A 17,556-nucleotide genomic window follows, 5' to 3' on the forward strand; every position below is an offset into this window, starting at 1 on the left:
CCTCAGAGCTAACCAAAGCAATCAATTCCTGGATTAATTATTACAATCAAAAGCGAATTCAAATAAAATTAGGCGGGCAATCACCACTCGATTTCGAGCGGCAATTAACTGCCTAATTAACAAAACTATTTAGTTCCAACTTTTTGGGTAAACGTCAGGAATACAGTCCTTTTTGATTGGTCAGTCGCCGTTAACTAACTTGTGGTCTTATTTACTCAAGGTTACATTTTTGAAATTGTAGTTAACGCCGGCGGTATTATAGACCAGCCCGTGGAGATTGTTTCGTTGTAAGGTACCGCCCACACTGGATCCCCAGTAAAGTGGGATCACGCCTAAATCACGCGTCAACGTTGTTTGTGCCGTTTTGAGGTCCTGATAGCGTTTTTGAGCGTTGTTAGCGTCACTTCCAGCCGCTTGATCCATTGCTTGATCAAACGTCTTATCTGTCCATTTAGCCGCAATTTGATGGTTTGTGCTTTGGAAGAGTGATAAGAACGTTTCCGGATCATTGTAATCACCGCTCCAGCTTAGAACAGCAGCTTGATACTTGCCGGTCGTAATGGCACTTAACTGCGCCTTTAAGGGCACCGTCTGAATGTGCACGGTAATGCCCGGAAGTTTATTCCATTGTGACTGAAGGTACTCAGCAACCTGTTTACTATTGCCGGTATCGTTTGCTAGCAAGTTAATGGTCAACGCGGACTGACCGCTCGCTTTTAGACCGGCCCGGGCAAGGCGCGTTGCTTTCGCCATGTCGGCTGTGGTGACGGCTTTAACACTGGTTTCCTTGGCAAAATCGGCTCCCGTTTGGGGATTTTGCATCAGTTTTGCTGGTGTTAACCCGGTTGCTGGCGTGGAGCCATCCTGAAGGGTGTCGTTTGTGAGTTGCTTTCGATTAATGGCTAGCGATAACGCCTGCCGCACGGCCAGCTGCTGAAGTGGGGATTTGGTCGTTTGATTTAATCCAATGAACGCAGAGGCGGAACCAGCCCGGTAGTGATAAGCGGGATTGCTTTTTTCATTTGCGACCTGGCTGCTGCTCAACGTTGTCAGGTCCGTTGCCCCGGAGTTGTAGAGGTTCAAACTAGTACTTGCATCCTTTACAACTGCAAAATGAATGTTTTGTAGCTTGACGTGCCGTCGATCCCAGTACTGGCTATTACGTGCCAGTGTCCACTTTGGGTTCGTCCCGGTCCAGCCCTTAATGGTGAACGGCCCGTTGTAAACTTGAGCATTTGCTGAAAGGCCGTAGTGCTTTCCCTGTGCGTTAACGACCCGCTCATTTTGCGGGAAGAAAACGGGGAACCCGAGAAGTAGCTTAAAGTAGGGAATTGGCTTTGTGAGGGTGATTTTCAGCTTATCGGAACCAACGGCCTGAATCCCAAGACTCGAAACGGGGGCTTTGCCGGCCTGGATTTCATCAGCGTTTTTCACACCGCTGAATAAGTAAGCGTATTGACCGGCCGTTTTCGGGTCGTTGGTTCGCTGCCATGCGTACACAAAGTCGGCTGCGGTGACGGAATCACCATTGGACCATTTTGTGTTTTTACGAAGTGTGATGGTCCAGTTCAAACCATCTTTTGAAACTGTTGTTTTAGCGGCCAGCGCTGGTTGTGGTGTATTGTTTTTACCGATTCGGTAGAGCCCTTCATCGGAGTTTGCTAGCGCTGTCAGTGACGTGTTATCCGTTGCCTTGGACGGATCAAGGGAGAGCATTTCAGTCTGTTCAGTAACGTTTAGTGTGTGTTGATCTGCGGTTCGATGCTGGCCACAAGCGGCCAGGGTCAACGTTAAGGTGAGCAGTAAACCCACAGTGATGGCAGAGCGTTTCATTCGTGACATAAGTCAACCTCGTTTAGAATCAAAATTTTCAATGCCTGAAAAAAAGACAGCCCCCGAGGACTGTCTTTGGCAATAAAAAAATCACCAAGTCCGCGGGTTTATGACCCATGCAGACTTGATGATCAAAAAAAACTCATCAAAAGACGCCGGCACGGATACAATCGAGTATCACACTCAGATTGCATCCGTTTCTAACGGCGGTTACGCAACCTGATTACCAGCTTTGCCAAGTATTCAACTGAACGTTGGAAAATTGCATGTTGATGAATTCCTTTCGTTTAAACTGTCTTTTATTCATTGCCAATTAAGATACGCCACTCATAATTCATCTGTCAACCAATTATTTTATAAAACCTGTCGAAAAGATCCCGTTTTTTGGCGCAACTTATGGTAAATTATTAAAGAGTGATGAAACGAAAATAAAGGATGGACGCTATGTTTACACATCAATTGGACGAACACCTAGCTTTAAAATTGATCAGTGAAGAGGACGCGGATAAATTATATACATGGATCGACGAAGACCGTGCCGAATTTAGTAAGTGGCTGGCATGGGCAAACGACATGCAGTCCGTTGATGACGAAACTGGCTTTATTAACCATGCGCGTCATCAGTTTGCAGATGGCAAGATGCTGCCGTTGACGCTGGTGATCGATGGTCACGCGGTTGGTAGTATTGATCTACATAACATTGATTCAAACAATGCGCATGCTGAGATTGGCTACTGGCTCAGTTCACGCTACCAGGGACAGGGACTAATGACACGGGCCGTTGATCGGTTACTTACGATTGGATTTGATGAATTGAATCTACACAAGATCATCTTAAACGCCGATGTCAATAACAAAGCTAGTCAAGCCGTTGCTGAACGGTTAAACATGCATTTTGACGGGACACTTCGGGATCACGTTCTGATCAACGACACGTTCCAGAGTCTCGCCACCTATTCCATGCTTGAATCAGAATGGGAAGCACGGAGCTAAGCAGGCCCATCAGTTAGTCGTTTTCGCAATGTTTAAATCTGTTCAACAGGATTCAATTTAGGTACAATGGATTTAAGAAAAATTAATATTTTGTTAGAGTCGCATGCCAACGTGCTGTGAAAATCACTAAGGAGGTGAGCAGATGATCAATCCGCATCGTAATCGTAAGGGTCAAGCAGAAGAAAAACAAAATAACCAGTTACGGGTAATTACGAACCGGGCAACGGTCATTGCTCAAGATCGGACCACGTACGTTGGTGGACCACGGTTACAGAAAACGAGCTTTGTCAAGGCGGTGTATGACGCAACTGGCCGCCCAGTTGATCCACGCCTGGTCGAGGTGGACCTTAAAAACGTTGACTGGACAAAACCGGATGACTACCGCGTTAATTTGCGGTATACGAACCCAGGACGAACGGTGACAGCAACCGCACACCTTCACATTTTTTCGTTTAACGGCCAAGATGTCGTTATTCATGCTGGTGAAGATTTGCCGTTAGACCGGTCATTTGTTCGTGAATTGACGGATCCAGGGCAACACGGCGAACTGGGCGTTACGTTTGACGAAACGCCAAAGACGTTGCTTGTAAACAGTACCTATGGTGCAATGGTGACGTATACAGTAAATGGCGTCACGGCGGGCGCACACCAGGTGTTACGTATCATTGATAACTTTGTGACGGTTGAGACCGCCAACCAGACAACGTACGTTAACGGTCCACGGACTAACCCAGCGCGATTCATTAAGACACTGGTCAATGCCAATGGTGAACAAATCGACAGTGCCAAGGCAATCATTGATATGTCAGCGGTGGATTGGACACAGGCTGGTCGTTACCCGGTTCAAATTCGGTATACCGATCACGGCAAACGAATCAATCTGACCGCGTATCAAAACATCTTTAAGTTTACCGCCCACAACCAAATGACCATTGTCGGTGATGGTGATCCAATTCCCAACCGGTACGTTGCGGTAGCGCAAGACCAGTACGGTCGGGATCGAACACGATGGACCGAGATGCACTATAATGATTCAACGGCTGATCACAACATCCCAGGAACCTATAACGTCACGCTTAGCTTCGAGGTCAATGGCTCAACAGCCACCCTGCACCCAACGTTACAGGTTTTCCCTGAGGTGGTGCGTCCGCAAAGCGGCGCAACGGATATGACGATTCCGGTTCGCAGGGAAGACCTGCGGGCAATTAGTATCGCGACACGGCAAATGGCTGAGGCCAAACGTGGTGCCAGACACAGCATGCGGCATTCGAGTTCCCGCGTTGCTAATAATGCGGCGAAGGCACAAGCCCATGTTTCTTGGTGGCGCCGGTTGTTCCAGTCAGGCCGTTAACAATTAATGAACCAGCAAAAGGGGTTCCGTGCTAACGGAGGCCTTTTTTTGCGGCCTGACAGTTGTCACTAAGTTAGCTGAAATGATGGTAATTCAACTCATGACAGAATAAACTAGAGTTAATTTGAAAAAGGAGCGTTCAACATGATAATTGAAGCACAGCATGTTGCAAAACGTTATGGCAAGACGACCGCGGTCAATGATGTTTCACTCACGGTCAACGAAGGGGAGCTGATTGGGCTTGTCGGGGAGAATGGGGCCGGGAAGACGACCTTAATTAACATGGTTTTAGGGTTGCAACACCCCACTACCGGGACGTTAACCGTATTTAACCAAGCTCCCGGCAGTGCCGAAGGGCGGTTGCGAATCGGTGCCATGTTGCAAGAAAATGTAACCATGAAAAACATCAATGTTGATGAAGCCTTACAACTGGTTACCAGTTTTTACCCAAATCCAGTGACGGTGTCTGAGTTGTTAACGACAACGAATTTGACCGAAGTGGCCCATCATCGCATGGGCGCACTATCTGGCGGTCAACGTCGGCGATTGGCTTTTGGGATGGCCATTGCCGGAAATCCTGACGTTATTTTCTTAGATGAACCCACGGTTGGCATGGACGTTTTGGCTCGGAATGCGTTCTGGGACCAAATCAAGCACCTTCAACAACAGGGTAAAACAATTTTTATGACGAGTCATTATTTAGAAGAAATCGAAGCGGTTGCGGATCGTGTCATCATCATGGCGCACGGTGCCTTTATTTACGATGGGACAATGATCGACCTTAAAACGCGGTATCGTGGGGTTGAAATTACGTTTACGACACCGTTACCACTCGAAAAATTCACCCAGTCAGATTTAGTCACCGCCAGTCAAAAAGCGGGGACCACCGTTCATTTGCAGGTAACAAATGGTGATCAGTGGCTGATTGATCACCAAGAACTGTTGACTGACATGCAACATTTAACAATCACCCCAAGGGCACTAGAAACCATTTTTAAAACAATTGTTGAAGCAGGTGAACCAGCATGACTCAATTCTTGATCCAAACACGATTATCGATCCGGCGCGAACTTTTCCGAAATCTGGGCTTCTTGTTCTTTTCATTGGCGATGCCCGCTGGCTTCTACCTGTTATTCACGAAGATCTTCATTCAGGGGTCAGGGACGGTTGCAAAACAAATGGCCTTACAGTACATGACGAGCATGATCGTTTACAGTGTGCTCATTAGCATGATTTTTAGCTTTGCAAACGTGCTTGTTGAGGATCAGTCTGAAAATGTGCCAACACTGTTAGCCATTACACCAGCAAAAAAGTCCGCCTATTACGGTGGCTTAATTGTGGCCATGACATTAATGAACGTGCTGTCTGTTGTGGTCATTGAATGCCTTGCAGTTACAGTTAATCACGCCTCATTATCTTGGAAAGCCTCCGGATTAGTTTTATGCTGGACGTTACTGGGTGCAATTCCTTTGATGCTGCTTGGTGGGGTTGTTTCTCGTGCGGGGCGGTTCAGTACCGTGAGTGCATTATGCAACTTCATCGTCTTTCCAATGGCCATTACAAGTGGCCTATGGTGGCCGCTTAGCATCTTGCCAGACTGGATGCAACACATTGGCAAACTCATGCCAACTTACGCGGTTAATCGCTTATTGCAGACAGCAATTAATTCAACAACCGTAAAGGGCTCGTGGCTTTTGATTCTCTTATTCTGGGTCGCTATTTCTGGCATTATTTTATGGGGCCTTGGTCATCTTCGTCGCGATGAGCGTTTTCAAGCATGAAATTTTTAACGGATAACATTTTATTTCCCCGACGCTACGGGGTTTACCCTTACTTTGCACTCCTCTTTTTGGGCTACCCACTGGCCATCGGTCTGAAAGCGGGTGGGTGGCACCAACTGGTCACACCGCTCCTGTTACTGGCCTTTATTTTGTTCTATCGGCACAGTTTTGAACCCTCACATTGGTTGCCGTGGGCGATTGGCGGACAATTACTCATTTGCTATTACTTTGCGGCTGTTGAGCACTACTTACCGATTTTCGTCTATACGGCAGCCTTGGTTGGCACGGTCCCATTAGCGAAAACAAGTCGTTGGCGGTACTTCACCGCGTACTATGGTGCGACCTTTTTGGCAATTGCAACCATTCTCATTGAACCGATTTGGTGGCAAGAAAATACCGATCACCTGGGGTTAGGAACCGGAATGACAACGGTGATCTTAATGGCCTTTATTCTGGGACCACCATTAGCCGCACTATCTGTCTCACACTCACTGGATCATTCACATCAGTTGCAGCAGACAAATGACCGGTTGATCACGGTGATCCAGCAGCACGAACGGGAACGAATTGCGCAGGATCTCCATGATACTCTAGGACAGTCGTTTTCAATGATTACAGTAAAAACTGATCTGGCACGCAAGTTATTAACGTTCGCCCCAGACCGGGTCGACGCGCAACTTGCAGATGTTGAGCGAGCCTCCAGAAATAACCTGCAACTGGTTCGTGATATCGTAAACAACTTGCGTCAGCCAACGATTGCTGAGACCCTATTGCAACAATCTGATAATTTGGCGGCAGCTGGCATTACGTTGTTGACTAAAAATGAACGTCTTAGTCAGCAATGGTCACGTCCGGCCCAGCTAGTCGTTGGTGCCATCATTCAAGAAGCAATCACGAACATGATTCGTCATGCCCATGCAAACCATTGCTGGTTGATCTTTTCAGAAACAGACACAACTACTCAAGTCCTCATTCGTGATAATGGTAATGGCTTCAAGAATCGCCGTGAAAACAGCTCAGGAATCAGTGGAATGAAACAACGAATTGCGCAATTGCCAGGTGGTCAGTTAACCATCGAAACATCACCACAAGGGACAACGCTAACCGTGACGTTTAACCGCAACCAGGAAGAAGGCGCCGTGTAATGATCAACCTTTATCTCGCTGAAGATCAAGCAATGTTGAATTCAGCGTTAACCACGATTTTAAACTTAGAAACAGATTTAGATGTGATTGGGAGCGCGGAAGATGGAAAAACCGCACTTGCAGAAATCAACCAGTTGCAACCAGACATTGCCATTTTAGACATTGAAATGCCGGGGTTAACTGGATTAGACGTAGCAGAGCAGCTTCAAACAGTGAACCAACGGGCGACCCGCGTCTTAATTTTAACGACCTTTGCGCAGCCGTCCTATTTTCAACGTGCTGTGGCCGCACAGGTCATGGGGTACCTTCTAAAGGACAGTCCAAGTGAGCGCCTCGTTGGTGCCGTCCATGACATCATGGACGGTCAAACGGTCTATGATCCAGAATTAGTGCGGGGCATGTATGCAGCTGAGCAGAATCCATTAACGGAACAAGAACTTGCCGTTTTAAAGGCCGCGCGGACTGGTCAAACAACGGTGGCCATCGCTGAAACCGTGTTTTTATCAAAGGGAACGGTTCGCAATTATTTATCGGCTATCTTCAGCAAACTTGGTGTCCACAATCGTTTGGAAGCACTAACAATCGCTGAACAAAACAAATGGTTGTAAGCAACAATAACCTGCTATAATCGCAATTGTAGTATTAATTAAAAGGGGCGTTTACATTGGAATTTATCTACAACCATCCAACAATTACTGATTTACAGACCATTATGACCATTGAACGTTTGGGATTCAGCCAAGAAGAAGCAGCAACTGAATCAAGCATGCAGGATCGGCTAATAACGTTAAATGATACGTTTTTAGTGGCTCGTGCGGCTGACGATCAACAACAGGTCGTTGGCTTTATTGTCGGTCCGACATTTACAAAACGGTACCTGACTGACGAACTTTACGAGCAAGCACAGCCAAATCAAGATGATGATGATTATCAAACAGTTCTTAGTCTCGCCGTTCATCCTGACTATCAGGGTCATGGCATTGCTGGTGAGCTGCTCACACAATTCACTGCATTGGCGGCTAAAGCAAAGCGCAAGGCCGTTACATTAACGTGTTTAGAACGCTTGGTTCCGTTTTATGAAGCACATGGCTTTGTTAACGAAGGTCGCTCTGAATCTGATCATGCTGGTGAACACTGGTATAACTTGGTTAAAACGTTAAGTTGAGTAATGCCTTAGCAAAGCACAGACAGTAAGTTGTCTGTGCTTTTTTATGAAGCATGGACGATTACTAGAAGAGAAGTCTCATAATATAACTTTCGATAATATATATTATGTAAACTAGAGCACGAATAAAGTTCAAGCCCGGCAGCTAGCGACCCCCTAACACGGTTATTTATGTTAGTTCTTTACTCATGTTCAACGTGATCCTTTACGCACAACAGTGTACGCTGAACAACAACACATGACGCTTTCTACGACACTGAGCTTAGAACAGACCAACAGTTATTTGTTCCGTTCGCTTGCTACTGCACCCAGATATGCTTTAGCGGCTATTTTATGAGTCCAGATCAGTGCTAAATAACTGCTAGCCATTGTAGTTACTATCAACCAAATTACTGATCAACCATGCGCTTTATGAACGCTGCGGTTGAATCAGCAGCAAATCACTGATTACTTAGTTTGCAAACGATTGCTACAAACAAGTTCAGCTGATCAAAGTGGCCACCGATAACGGTTACTGGTTTAATCAGCTAGTCAATGACAGTCCACACAGTAAATCAGCAATAATTGCCACGAATGACACACAACGTGCTAGCAAACGTTAATGCGACCTCGTTAGATCGCTCAACTCATCTAAGTCAGTCAAGTAATCCTGTAATGTGACTTCTGAAATGATCTTAGTGCTGCTATGACTATAATAAATGCGTCGTTTACATCTAAGCAGCTACTGTGTTTAAACTATAGCGCAAGTAACTTTAGCCTTGGAAATATCACTAATAGTAACGATCTCAATCAAAGTCAATGGACCATTAATTTGCTAAAATCCGATTAGATTAACGGTTTACTGAAGATTATCGTCGACTACTTTCATTAAAACAAATATTTTAATGAAACACTATAATCAACAAAAATCGGCAAGACCGTCCAGAAGCCACCTTGCCGATTTATCGTTATTATTTATACGTTTTCGTGACTACCCCACTAAGTTTGTCGTCGTAAATGAATACTGTGCCCGTTCACCACCGATTAATTTTGGTCGTGATGAGAGTCCAACTACTCGGGCCTCACCCACCTCACGATGCGCTAAACGAACCGGAATTTGAACAAACTTAACGTGCATGCCAATCTCTGTACCGCCAAGATCAAGTCCCCCTGCTGCCACTTGTGCCCCACCACCCGCATGCATTGCCGGTTTTACAGACACAATCTCGAGGCCATTTTGTTTCGCAACTGTTTGATCAATTAATACGGCGAATCGCGCTCTTAATTTGTGAGGCCACTTTAATCCCTTGATAGTCTTTATCCGCTGCAATTCCTTTAGACCGGACGTTGTTTAATAGGGTGAAAGCGAGGTTATCGCCCTCGGAATCTGCTGAAGCAAAGAAAACGTCTAATGTTGCTTTCGGTGCAAAATCCGGATTTTCTTCCTTTAAGAGAAGTAATAGTCGTTCTACCCCCATACCAAAGCCAATGCCACCTTCGCTTGGACCACCAAGCTGTGAAATTAACCCGTCGTAACGCCCGCCACCACAAACTGTAACAAAATCACCACCAAAGCAACTTGCATCTGACATGATTTCAAAAATCGTTTGCGTATAATAATCTAACCCCCGAACCATGTCGGCATCGATTTCGTACACAATGTTTAATTCGTCCAACAACCGTTTAACCTGTTCAAAGTAGTCTTTTGAATAGTCGCTTAGTGAATCTAAAATTGACGGTGCGTTTTCGACAATTTTTCTGTCAGTTGCATCTTTACTGTCGAGGACGCGCAACGGATTCTTATACAGCCGTGTCTTGGAATCATCACTTAATTCATCTTAGTGCGGCTCCAAATACCCAATTAAAGCTGCTCGGTAATTTTCTCGTGTCTCTTGATCTCCAAGGGAGTTAATAACCAGTTTTAAATTCTTAACCCCAAGTTCTTTGAAAAACTGCAAGGCCATTGCGATTACTTCCACATCAATTTGGGGTGATTCACTGTTTAGTGCCTCACAGCCAATTTGATTAAATTGGCGCTGCCGCCCTGATTGAGGCCGTTCATATCGGAACATGGGGCCCATGTAGTAAACCTTATACGGCTTCGGATATTCGGGGCCAAATAACTTATTTTGAACATATGCCCGGACGGTTCCGGCAGTTCCTTCTGGGCGAAGGGCAATTTTGCGTCCCCCTTTATCTTCAAAATCATACATTTGCTTTTCAACAATGTCTGACGTATCGCCAACGTTTCTTGCAAAAACATTGTAGTCTTCAAACATCGGCGTCCGAATCCCGCGGTAACCATACTTAGAGAACAGTGTTCTAACAACGCCCTCCAGCTTCTCCCACGTTTCAATTTCTCCGGGCAAAATATCAGTAGTTCCTTTTGGTCTTTGATAACTTACTTCAGTCATTATCCACAGCTCCTTTTCTAAGTGACAAAAAAGCGCCCTCCAAACTACATTAGTAGTTTGGAGGGCGCCAAAACGCTGTTCCACCTCAAATTTATAACAGCCTCACAACTGTTACCTCAGTGAGTCCTGGTTCGCGAGCGCCAGGATTCAGGATTATTAACGCAATCACGCGAAATTTGTTACTCGAATAATTAATTGTCTTCACAAATTTGGTTCGTAGATGTGATTCACCTTAAATGCCAACTTTCACCGCCGTTGGGTCTCTATGACTTACATTAAAGCTTTTTCTCTACTCATAACCTCTACCTTTAGAATAGAACTATTTAGCCAAAAGTCAACAATTTTGAAAGCGCTTTTTAGTCAGTTTAAAAAACACCATATGCTTATTAGAAATTCACGCTACTGCTTCATTTCATGTTCACGATCCATAGCGTGCAGTTCCAACCGTGTTTCCTGCATGTGTTCATCAAAATGGTCAAGCTTATCATGCAGGTGATCGATCGCCGTTTGCAGATCGTCACGTTTTTGTTCCATCTCAACTAGTTGCGCCGTTAGCAATGCCCGCTCTTCCTCAGAGGTCTCCGCAGCTGAATCAAACAGATTAATATATTTCCGCAGGTTTTCAATCGTCATCCCTGCTGCCCGCATCTGCGTGACAAACTTAATGCGCCGTAAAATACGCTCATCAATATCACGATTCCCGGCTGGTGTCCGATCAATCGGTGGAATGAGTGACTCGCTTTCATAATAACGAATGGCCGTTGCTGGTACACCTGTTTGTTCACTTGCCTCTTTGATATTCACGTCGATTCACCCTCTCTTTATCAATAATTTTATTTAATCGCGCTGATTCAAGTAACGGTTCAAAAAGTAAAACGGAACGGCAATCACAAGGCATCCAAGACCCATCATTAACTGGAAGCCACTTGCCTTTGATAACAACCATAAACTCACAAGCACGGCCGTGACGGGCAAAACTGGCCCGAACGGTAATCGGAAAGCCGTTTCGTTTGCATGGAGCTTACGGTGACGGAACACAAGCACAGCCAAAATGGTCGGAATGTATTGAGCAAACCGTGAGACAACTGAAATGGCCGCCAACGTTTGGAACGTCCCAGAAATTGCTAACGGAAAAGCAATTAGGAAGGAAATGATCATTGCAACAGCGGGCACGCCCTGCCGGTTACGCCGACCAACAATTTTAGGCATGACACCATTATCGGCCATTGAGGCACCGATTCGAGGCAAGTAAAACGATTGAGCCGTGGCAATTCCCAAAATTGAGACGATGGTTCCAACGGCAACAATCGTCGTGCCCACCGGTCCCAACATCTTAGCGAGCCCGGCTTGAATTGGCGCCGTGTTCCCAGCAAGATGACCGCCTAGCACACCGATTGAAACGACCTGAATCGCAATGTACAGTAAGGCGACAACTCCCAGAACAACCATGATGGCAACCGGGATTGTTCGTTGCGGATTTCGAAATTCTTGTGCGGCAATCGTAATCGCCTCAAATCCAGTAAACGCATAGAAAATTAGAATTGCTGCCGAGCCAAACGCGTTGTTGAAATTCGTCGTTGTGACGACAAACGGCGTAAAGTGTGCGCCGTTAATAAAGAACACCCCGACAACAACGAATAAAATGAGTGGAATCAGCTTTGCGACGGTCACAATGTCATTGACCATCTTGGTTAGCGTTACGCCAGAAATGTTGATCAACGTCAACGTTCCTAACAGAACAAAGATCGTCACGTCTTTCCAAAGGGGCTGTTGTAGAACCGGGAAGATAGCGCCTAACGCCGTTGTAAACGCGGTTGACATGGTCGCCCATGCAATAATGCTAATGGCCCAGACACTGAAACCAACTTCATACCCAACAAAATCGCCAAACGCGGCCTTAGCGTAAAGATACGGACCACCATTTTCATCGAAATATGTCGCATCTTCAGCGTAACAAAGGGCAATTGACACGATAAGCAACATGTCAAAAACAAACACTAAAATGCTGGCAGGTCCGAGCATCGCTTCTGCTTGACCCGGAAGGAGAAAAATCCCGGATCCAATAATTGAATTAATTCCCAATAAAATAACACTTAATAATCCAAACTTCGATTTCAATTTAACCATCTCACTGTCTATCGGTATTTTTATCATCTATGATTATAAAACTTTCATGCTGGTGAAACGACAACAAATAATAACCACCAAGTACTAATACTTGGTGGTTATTCGTTTTTAACTCAATATGGCGTGACAACTGCGCTCATTATTTGACATTGGCCCGCTTTTTCAGCCACTTGCATCACCGTGTGCAATCGCCAATCTTGACGGGACCCACCACCGATTTGTGCATTAACAATGTTATCTCCGTTAATTTGCCACCCATCAGCCACTGAAACTGCGCTAACGCGTTCCTCTTGTGAAGAATAATAGTGCATCTGCCCGTCCGCAATTTGGGCTAACCATTGATTACCCGATTGAACCAGTCCAGTCATATGTGTCAACGTAAATGTTGGTGCCAATATTTTTCTTAATGCATTCGTATCGCAGTAGCTCATCGCCACATTAAACTGACGGTATGCGTCAATTGCACGACGTTTTTCCATAATGATCACCACCATTTCAAAACTAAGTTTAATTACCAACTCGATACTTCATTAATTATTTTGTTGTTTATAACCTACTTCTGGTTAATGCCTAAACTGTCCCGAGCACCGTATTGATCGTCATGCGCCAATTTAACGACAAGGTCGGCAATGCTGACTACTGAAACATCATGGCCCCCAAACGGTTCCCCTTTATGCGTCACCTGGTAGTTTACATCATTAGAATGTTCAAACCACCCGGGGCGAATTGTTGTGTAGTTCAGGTCAGAAGCAGCGATGACATCAGCGGCGTCACGATATGGCTGCAACACAGGATTACTTTCCAGATTCCCACCGGCACCCACTGAGGCCGGGATTTCGTTATAAATTCCCATTGATGTGATGAACAGTAGTCGGCCAGCACGGTCCATTCCAGCGACTAAGGCCGTTGCCATTTCTTTCAGATTGCCACTAAGCGCCGCAAAAACAACGTCCTGCCCCACTAATGCGCGTTGGAGTGCGGTCTCATCCAACACGCTGCCAGCAATGGCACGTTCACGTGTTTCGTCAAGGTGGCCTAAGCCACGTGGGTTTCGTACCATTAACGTTAACTGATCGTCAGTATGTTCCAAAAAATACCGCCGCGTCGTGCTTCCCACCGTTCCTGTTGCCCCAATAATTAAGATTTTTGTCATTATGAGCGCCTCCATCATTCGTTTATAAACGTTAGTGTAAACCCTTCTAGTAACTTTAAGGCAAGCATTAAAATCAAAAAAATCAATTATCGAGCAATTTTTGTTAACGACATTATTGCTTCATTAAATCGTTATGAGGCCGCGACCACATCCTTCTTGCCAATGGCAAGGATGACCAGTAAACTAGGTTTAACAGTAAGAGAACGTTTGTTTGGAGGTTGATTATGGAGAGACAACACTACTTAAATTTAATTGATGATGAACTGTCAACTGCCCCCTGGTTTGTCCAAGAATATTACCAGGCAAAATCAACGATCCCATTATCGCCGGCAACGTTATATCAATATTTGACAGAGTTTCGGCGCTTCTTCAACTGGTTGATCAGTGAAGGCTTAACGCCTGCTAAAACACCAGCAACCGTTGACATTCAGGTTCTTGCGTCGCTTAAGAAAGAAACCGTTGATTTATATAAATCAGCGTTACTCAATCAGGCAAAACTAACAGGTGTCGCTGGCAACCGCGCCCACCCGACCATTAATCGCTCGCTAAACGCCCTCGCGTCGCTTTTTAAATACTTAACCGAAGACACCGAGGATGAACACGGTGAAGCGTACTTTAATCGCAACGTGATGCACAAAATCGCGTTAGTTCGAACAAACGAAACGTATGCCACCCGGGCGGCAAACCTGAAGACAAAGCTCATGCTGGGTCACACAGATCATGACTACCTTGATTTTATTAATGACAAGTATGAACAGCAGTTAACGCCAACCCAAAATCGCTATTTCCAACGAGATAAGCAACGGGACCTTGCCGTTAATGCACTTTTGCTTGGCAGCGGCTTACGCGTTTCAGAAGCTGCTAACGCGGACTTACGCCACCTTAACCTAAAAACCGGAACCATTGGCGTCGTTCGCAAGGGTGGTCAACGCGATACCGTCCCCATTGCACCATGGACATTACCGTATATTCAAGCCTATGTTGACATTCGCACTGCCACCTACCAGGCAACCCCCACCGATCACGCCCTCTTTTTAAGTCGGTACCGTGGCCATGCATCTCGGCTTCAAGCAAGTTCCGTGGAAAAAATGGTGGCTAAATACTCTAGTGCGTTTAAAGTCCGCATTACCCCACACAAGTTACGGCATACGCTAGCATCTAAGCTTTATCTAGCGACTAAAAATGAACAACTTGTGGCGACCCAGTTGGGGCAAAACTCAACAAGTGCCACCGGTCTTTACACACACATCATTGATGAAGAGCAACGTGAGGGCTTAGAAAAAATGTAGGACCCCTGTCCCAATGATTGTCGTGTGCTTAAAATACGCATGACACATTGATTAACGTTCATTAATTTTTTTGATACAATTAGCACAAGGTTTGCAACGATGTTTATTGCTAACTGCAATCACATAACCCACTACAAACAAAGGAAGTTCATTTATGAAAAGCACAGTTTTTATCAAACCAAACGTAGTCGCCGTTGAAGACATTGCTAAACCAACAATCGAAGCTGCCGACGATGTGATCATTAAGGTTGTTCGGACGTGTGTCTGTGGTTCCGACCTCTGGGCCTACCGTGGTTTAGAAGATAAGGCCGAACATTCACAAAACAGCGGCCATGAAGCCATCGGAATTGTGGAAGAAGTTGGTTCTGACATCACCACTGTGGTTCCTGGTGACTTTGTTATTGCACCATTCACCCACGGTTGCGGCCATTGTGCTGCATGTCTCGCCGGTTTTGATGGGGACTGTCAAGAACACCAAAACAACTTTAGTGCCGGTGTTCAGGCACAATACATTCGGTTCCAACATGGTGAATGGGCCCTCGTTAAGGTGCCTGGCCAGCCAAGCGATTACAGTGAAGAGATGCTGAAGTCACTGTTAAGTTTAGCCGACGTTATGGCAACAGGTTACCATGCGGCTCGTGTGGCCAATGTCACGACTGGTGATACCGTTGTGGTTGTTGGTGATGGTGCCGTTGGCCTTTGTGGTGTCATTGCCGCAAAAATGCGCGGTGCAAAGCGAATCATTATCATGAGTCGGCACGAAGATCGCCAACGCCTAGCGACTGAATTTGGGGCAACCGATATCATTGCCACGCGTGGTGCTGAAGCCGAAGCCCAAGTTCGCGAATTAACGAACGGTGCTGGCGCCGATGCTGTTTTGGAATGTGTTGGGACGGAACTATCCAACGAAACTGCTATGAACATTGCTCGTCCCGGTGCCATCGTTGGTCGGGTTGGTCTCCCTCACGAACCCAAAATGGACATGACCGCATCATTCTACAACAACACGATCATCGCCGGTGGTCCTGCTTCCGTAACGACCTATGACAAGCAGGTCTTGCTGAAGGCCGTTTTGGATGGCGACATTCATCCTGGTAAGGTGTTCACCGAAACGTTTAAATTAGATGATATTAACGCCGCCTATCAAGCAATGACAAACCGTGAAGCTATTAAGACACTTATTACCGTTGATTAATTATCAGTTCGTCATCATGGTGATTATAAATCCTTAGAACGATAAAAATACCGCTGCCCAGTTGATTTTGGGCAGCGGTATTTTTATTTGTCAGCATTTATGAACCGATTAGTCCTTGTGTAAGGCTTCGGCAGGTGTCCCTGTTGCGTTGATATCGTCTGCATCATTTGAACGGCAGTTCCAGATGTAATCCAGTGAATGCCATCCAGTTGTAACGTGCAGTGGGTCCTGAACATAAACATTGCCATTAGAGTACTGGGATAGAACAACTTCGTGTGTCGTACCACTGCCCCAGCTTGCTGGAATGAACGGTGCACGAACTGCCATTACAACAGCGTGACCGTGCTCAATTGCATCTTTAATGCTAGCAGCAGAATATAATGGGTCAACGTTTAAACCATAGTTATGTGCAGTTTGAATAAGCCCGGCTTGATCCGTTCCGACAATTCCGTGGTTATAACGGGTGTTTGCATAACCATACTGTGCAACCTGTAATGGTTCAACATCATAACCGTACCCACTAACAACCATTGCAATACTCGTTAATACACACGCGGTTTGTGCAACGGTGTGGCCGCCAAATGCGTAGTACCCCCATCGAGGATCATTTTGCGCATAGTAGAATGGAACAAAATATAGTGCACCAGTCGTGTTATCAAAGCGGAATAAATCGCCGTGAATACGTTGTTCGCCGTAAAGCATGTGCCCTTGACCATCATAATAAACAGTCTTGTTATTATTATAAGGCGTCATGTTTTGGAAACCGTATTGCATGGCACCATCATCACGGCTAAATAGGTACCAATTATTATTGATTTTTGCTTCACCGTAGACCATTTGCCCATTAGCATTATAGTAGACGGTTTTGTTGTGACCATAGTTTGCTAAGTTTTGGAAATCACGCTGCATAGCACCATCATCGCGACTAAACAAGTACCAGTTATTATTGATTTTTGCTTCACCGTAGACCATTTGCCCATTGGCATTATAGTAGACGGTTTTGTTGTGACCATAGTTCGCTAAATTTTGGAAATCACGCTGCATGGCACCGTCATCGCGACTAAACAAGTACCAGTTATTATTGATTTTTGCTTCACCGTAGACCATTTGCCCATTGGCATTATAGTAGAC

At 45.6% G+C, this 17,556-nt stretch carries 16 protein-coding genes and 2 pseudogenes; 10 read left to right on the forward strand and 8 right to left on the reverse strand.

Annotation, left to right across the window (positions count from 1 at the left end):
• On the forward strand, window positions 1-116 hold a 116-nt coding region (locus tag ACKTR5_RS11030; RefSeq protein WP_407881540.1), incomplete at its 5' end, for an IS3 family transposase.
• A 91-nt stretch (window positions 117-207) separates the two neighbouring features.
• Here ACKTR5_RS11030 and ACKTR5_RS11035 read toward each other — a convergent pair.
• On the reverse strand, window positions 208-1,842 hold the full coding sequence (locus ACKTR5_RS11035) for a peptide ABC transporter substrate-binding protein (protein WP_407881520.1): 1,635 nt from the start codon (window positions 1,840-1,842) through the stop codon (window positions 208-210).
• Between the two features lie 435 nt (window positions 1,843-2,277).
• Here ACKTR5_RS11035 and ACKTR5_RS11040 point away from each other — a divergent pair, with 435 nt between their 5' ends.
• The 7 genes from ACKTR5_RS11040 to ACKTR5_RS11070 all read left to right on the forward strand — a co-directional run bounded on the left by ACKTR5_RS11040 (window position 2,278) and on the right by ACKTR5_RS11070 (window position 8,268).
• Window positions 2,278-2,826 carry a GNAT family N-acetyltransferase gene (locus ACKTR5_RS11040; protein WP_407881522.1) on the forward strand — a complete coding sequence of 183 codons (549 nt, stop codon included), beginning with the start codon at window positions 2,278-2,280 and terminating at the stop codon, window positions 2,824-2,826.
• A gap of 142 nt (window positions 2,827-2,968) precedes the next feature.
• Window positions 2,969-4,177: a hypothetical protein gene (locus tag ACKTR5_RS11045; protein WP_407881523.1), complete on the forward strand. Its 1,209-nt coding sequence runs from the start codon at window positions 2,969-2,971 to the stop codon at window positions 4,175-4,177.
• A 144-nt stretch (window positions 4,178-4,321) separates the two neighbouring features.
• The gene (locus ACKTR5_RS11050; protein WP_407881524.1) at window positions 4,322-5,206 is read left to right on the forward strand and encodes an ABC transporter ATP-binding protein; all 885 of its coding nucleotides are present in this window, start codon (window positions 4,322-4,324) and stop codon (window positions 5,204-5,206) included.
• The gene (locus ACKTR5_RS11055; RefSeq protein ID WP_407881525.1) at window positions 5,203-5,958 is read left to right on the forward strand and encodes an ABC transporter permease; all 756 of its coding nucleotides are present in this window, start codon (window positions 5,203-5,205) and stop codon (window positions 5,956-5,958) included. The genes ACKTR5_RS11050 and ACKTR5_RS11055 overlap by 4 nt, the downstream gene beginning before the upstream one ends.
• Window positions 5,955-7,103, forward strand: coding sequence for a sensor histidine kinase (locus tag ACKTR5_RS11060; protein WP_407881526.1), 1,149 nt, complete (start codon window positions 5,955-5,957; stop codon window positions 7,101-7,103). The genes ACKTR5_RS11055 and ACKTR5_RS11060 overlap by 4 nt, the downstream gene beginning before the upstream one ends.
• Window positions 7,103-7,711, forward strand: a complete 609-nt coding sequence (locus ACKTR5_RS11065) for a response regulator transcription factor (protein WP_407881527.1) — start codon at window positions 7,103-7,105, stop codon at window positions 7,709-7,711. The genes ACKTR5_RS11060 and ACKTR5_RS11065 overlap by 1 nt, the downstream gene beginning before the upstream one ends.
• Before the next feature lie 56 nt (window positions 7,712-7,767).
• A complete protein-coding gene (locus ACKTR5_RS11070) occupies window positions 7,768-8,268 on the forward strand; it encodes a GNAT family N-acetyltransferase (RefSeq protein ID WP_407881529.1) in 501 nt (166 codons plus the stop codon).
• Between the two features lie 970 nt (window positions 8,269-9,238).
• On the opposite strand, the pseudogene ACKTR5_RS11075 reads toward ACKTR5_RS11070, so the two are convergent.
• The 6 genes and pseudogenes from ACKTR5_RS11075 to ACKTR5_RS11100 all read right to left on the reverse strand — a co-directional run.
• Window positions 9,239-9,517 (reverse strand): annotated as a pseudogene (locus tag ACKTR5_RS11075) (DUF436 family protein); the annotation flags it as partial.
• Window positions 9,513-10,661: pseudogene (gene hisS / locus ACKTR5_RS11080) on the reverse strand (histidine--tRNA ligase); the annotation flags it as partial. The pseudogenes ACKTR5_RS11075 and hisS, both read right to left, overlap by 5 nt.
• 399 nt (window positions 10,662-11,060) lie before the next feature.
• A complete protein-coding gene (locus ACKTR5_RS11085) occupies window positions 11,061-11,465 on the reverse strand; it encodes a MerR family transcriptional regulator (protein ID WP_407881530.1) in 405 nt (134 codons plus the stop codon).
• Window positions 11,466-11,498: 33 nt separating this feature from the next.
• On the reverse strand, window positions 11,499-12,788 hold the full coding sequence (locus ACKTR5_RS11090; RefSeq protein ID WP_407881531.1) for an APC family permease: 1,290 nt from the start codon (window positions 12,786-12,788) through the stop codon (window positions 11,499-11,501).
• A 113-nt stretch (window positions 12,789-12,901) separates the two neighbouring features.
• Window positions 12,902-13,267: a nuclear transport factor 2 family protein gene (locus ACKTR5_RS11095; protein ID WP_407881533.1), complete on the reverse strand. Its 366-nt coding sequence runs from the start codon at window positions 13,265-13,267 to the stop codon at window positions 12,902-12,904.
• 74 nt (window positions 13,268-13,341) lie between these two features.
• A complete protein-coding gene (locus tag ACKTR5_RS11100; protein WP_407881534.1) occupies window positions 13,342-13,941 on the reverse strand; it encodes an NAD(P)H-binding protein in 600 nt (199 codons plus the stop codon).
• A gap of 224 nt (window positions 13,942-14,165) precedes the next feature.
• Between ACKTR5_RS11100 and xerS the strand changes: the two genes are divergently transcribed.
• Complete coding sequence (gene xerS / locus ACKTR5_RS11105) at window positions 14,166-15,230, forward strand: tyrosine recombinase XerS (protein WP_407881535.1); 1,065 nt, start codon at window positions 14,166-14,168, stop codon at window positions 15,228-15,230.
• A 154-nt stretch (window positions 15,231-15,384) separates the two neighbouring features.
• A complete protein-coding gene (locus ACKTR5_RS11110; RefSeq protein WP_407881537.1) occupies window positions 15,385-16,425 on the forward strand; it encodes a zinc-binding dehydrogenase in 1,041 nt (346 codons plus the stop codon).
• Window positions 16,426-16,533: 108 nt separating this feature from the next.
• Here the strand turns inward: ACKTR5_RS11110 and ACKTR5_RS11115 are convergent.
• Window positions 16,534-17,556: C39 family peptidase (locus tag ACKTR5_RS11115; RefSeq protein ID WP_407881539.1), on the reverse strand; the 1,023-nt coding region annotated here is incomplete at its 5' end.

Origin of the sequence: Furfurilactobacillus entadae (assembly GCF_045862745.1) — a bacterium.
GTDB lineage: Bacteria > Bacillota > Bacilli > Lactobacillales > Lactobacillaceae > Furfurilactobacillus > Furfurilactobacillus entadae.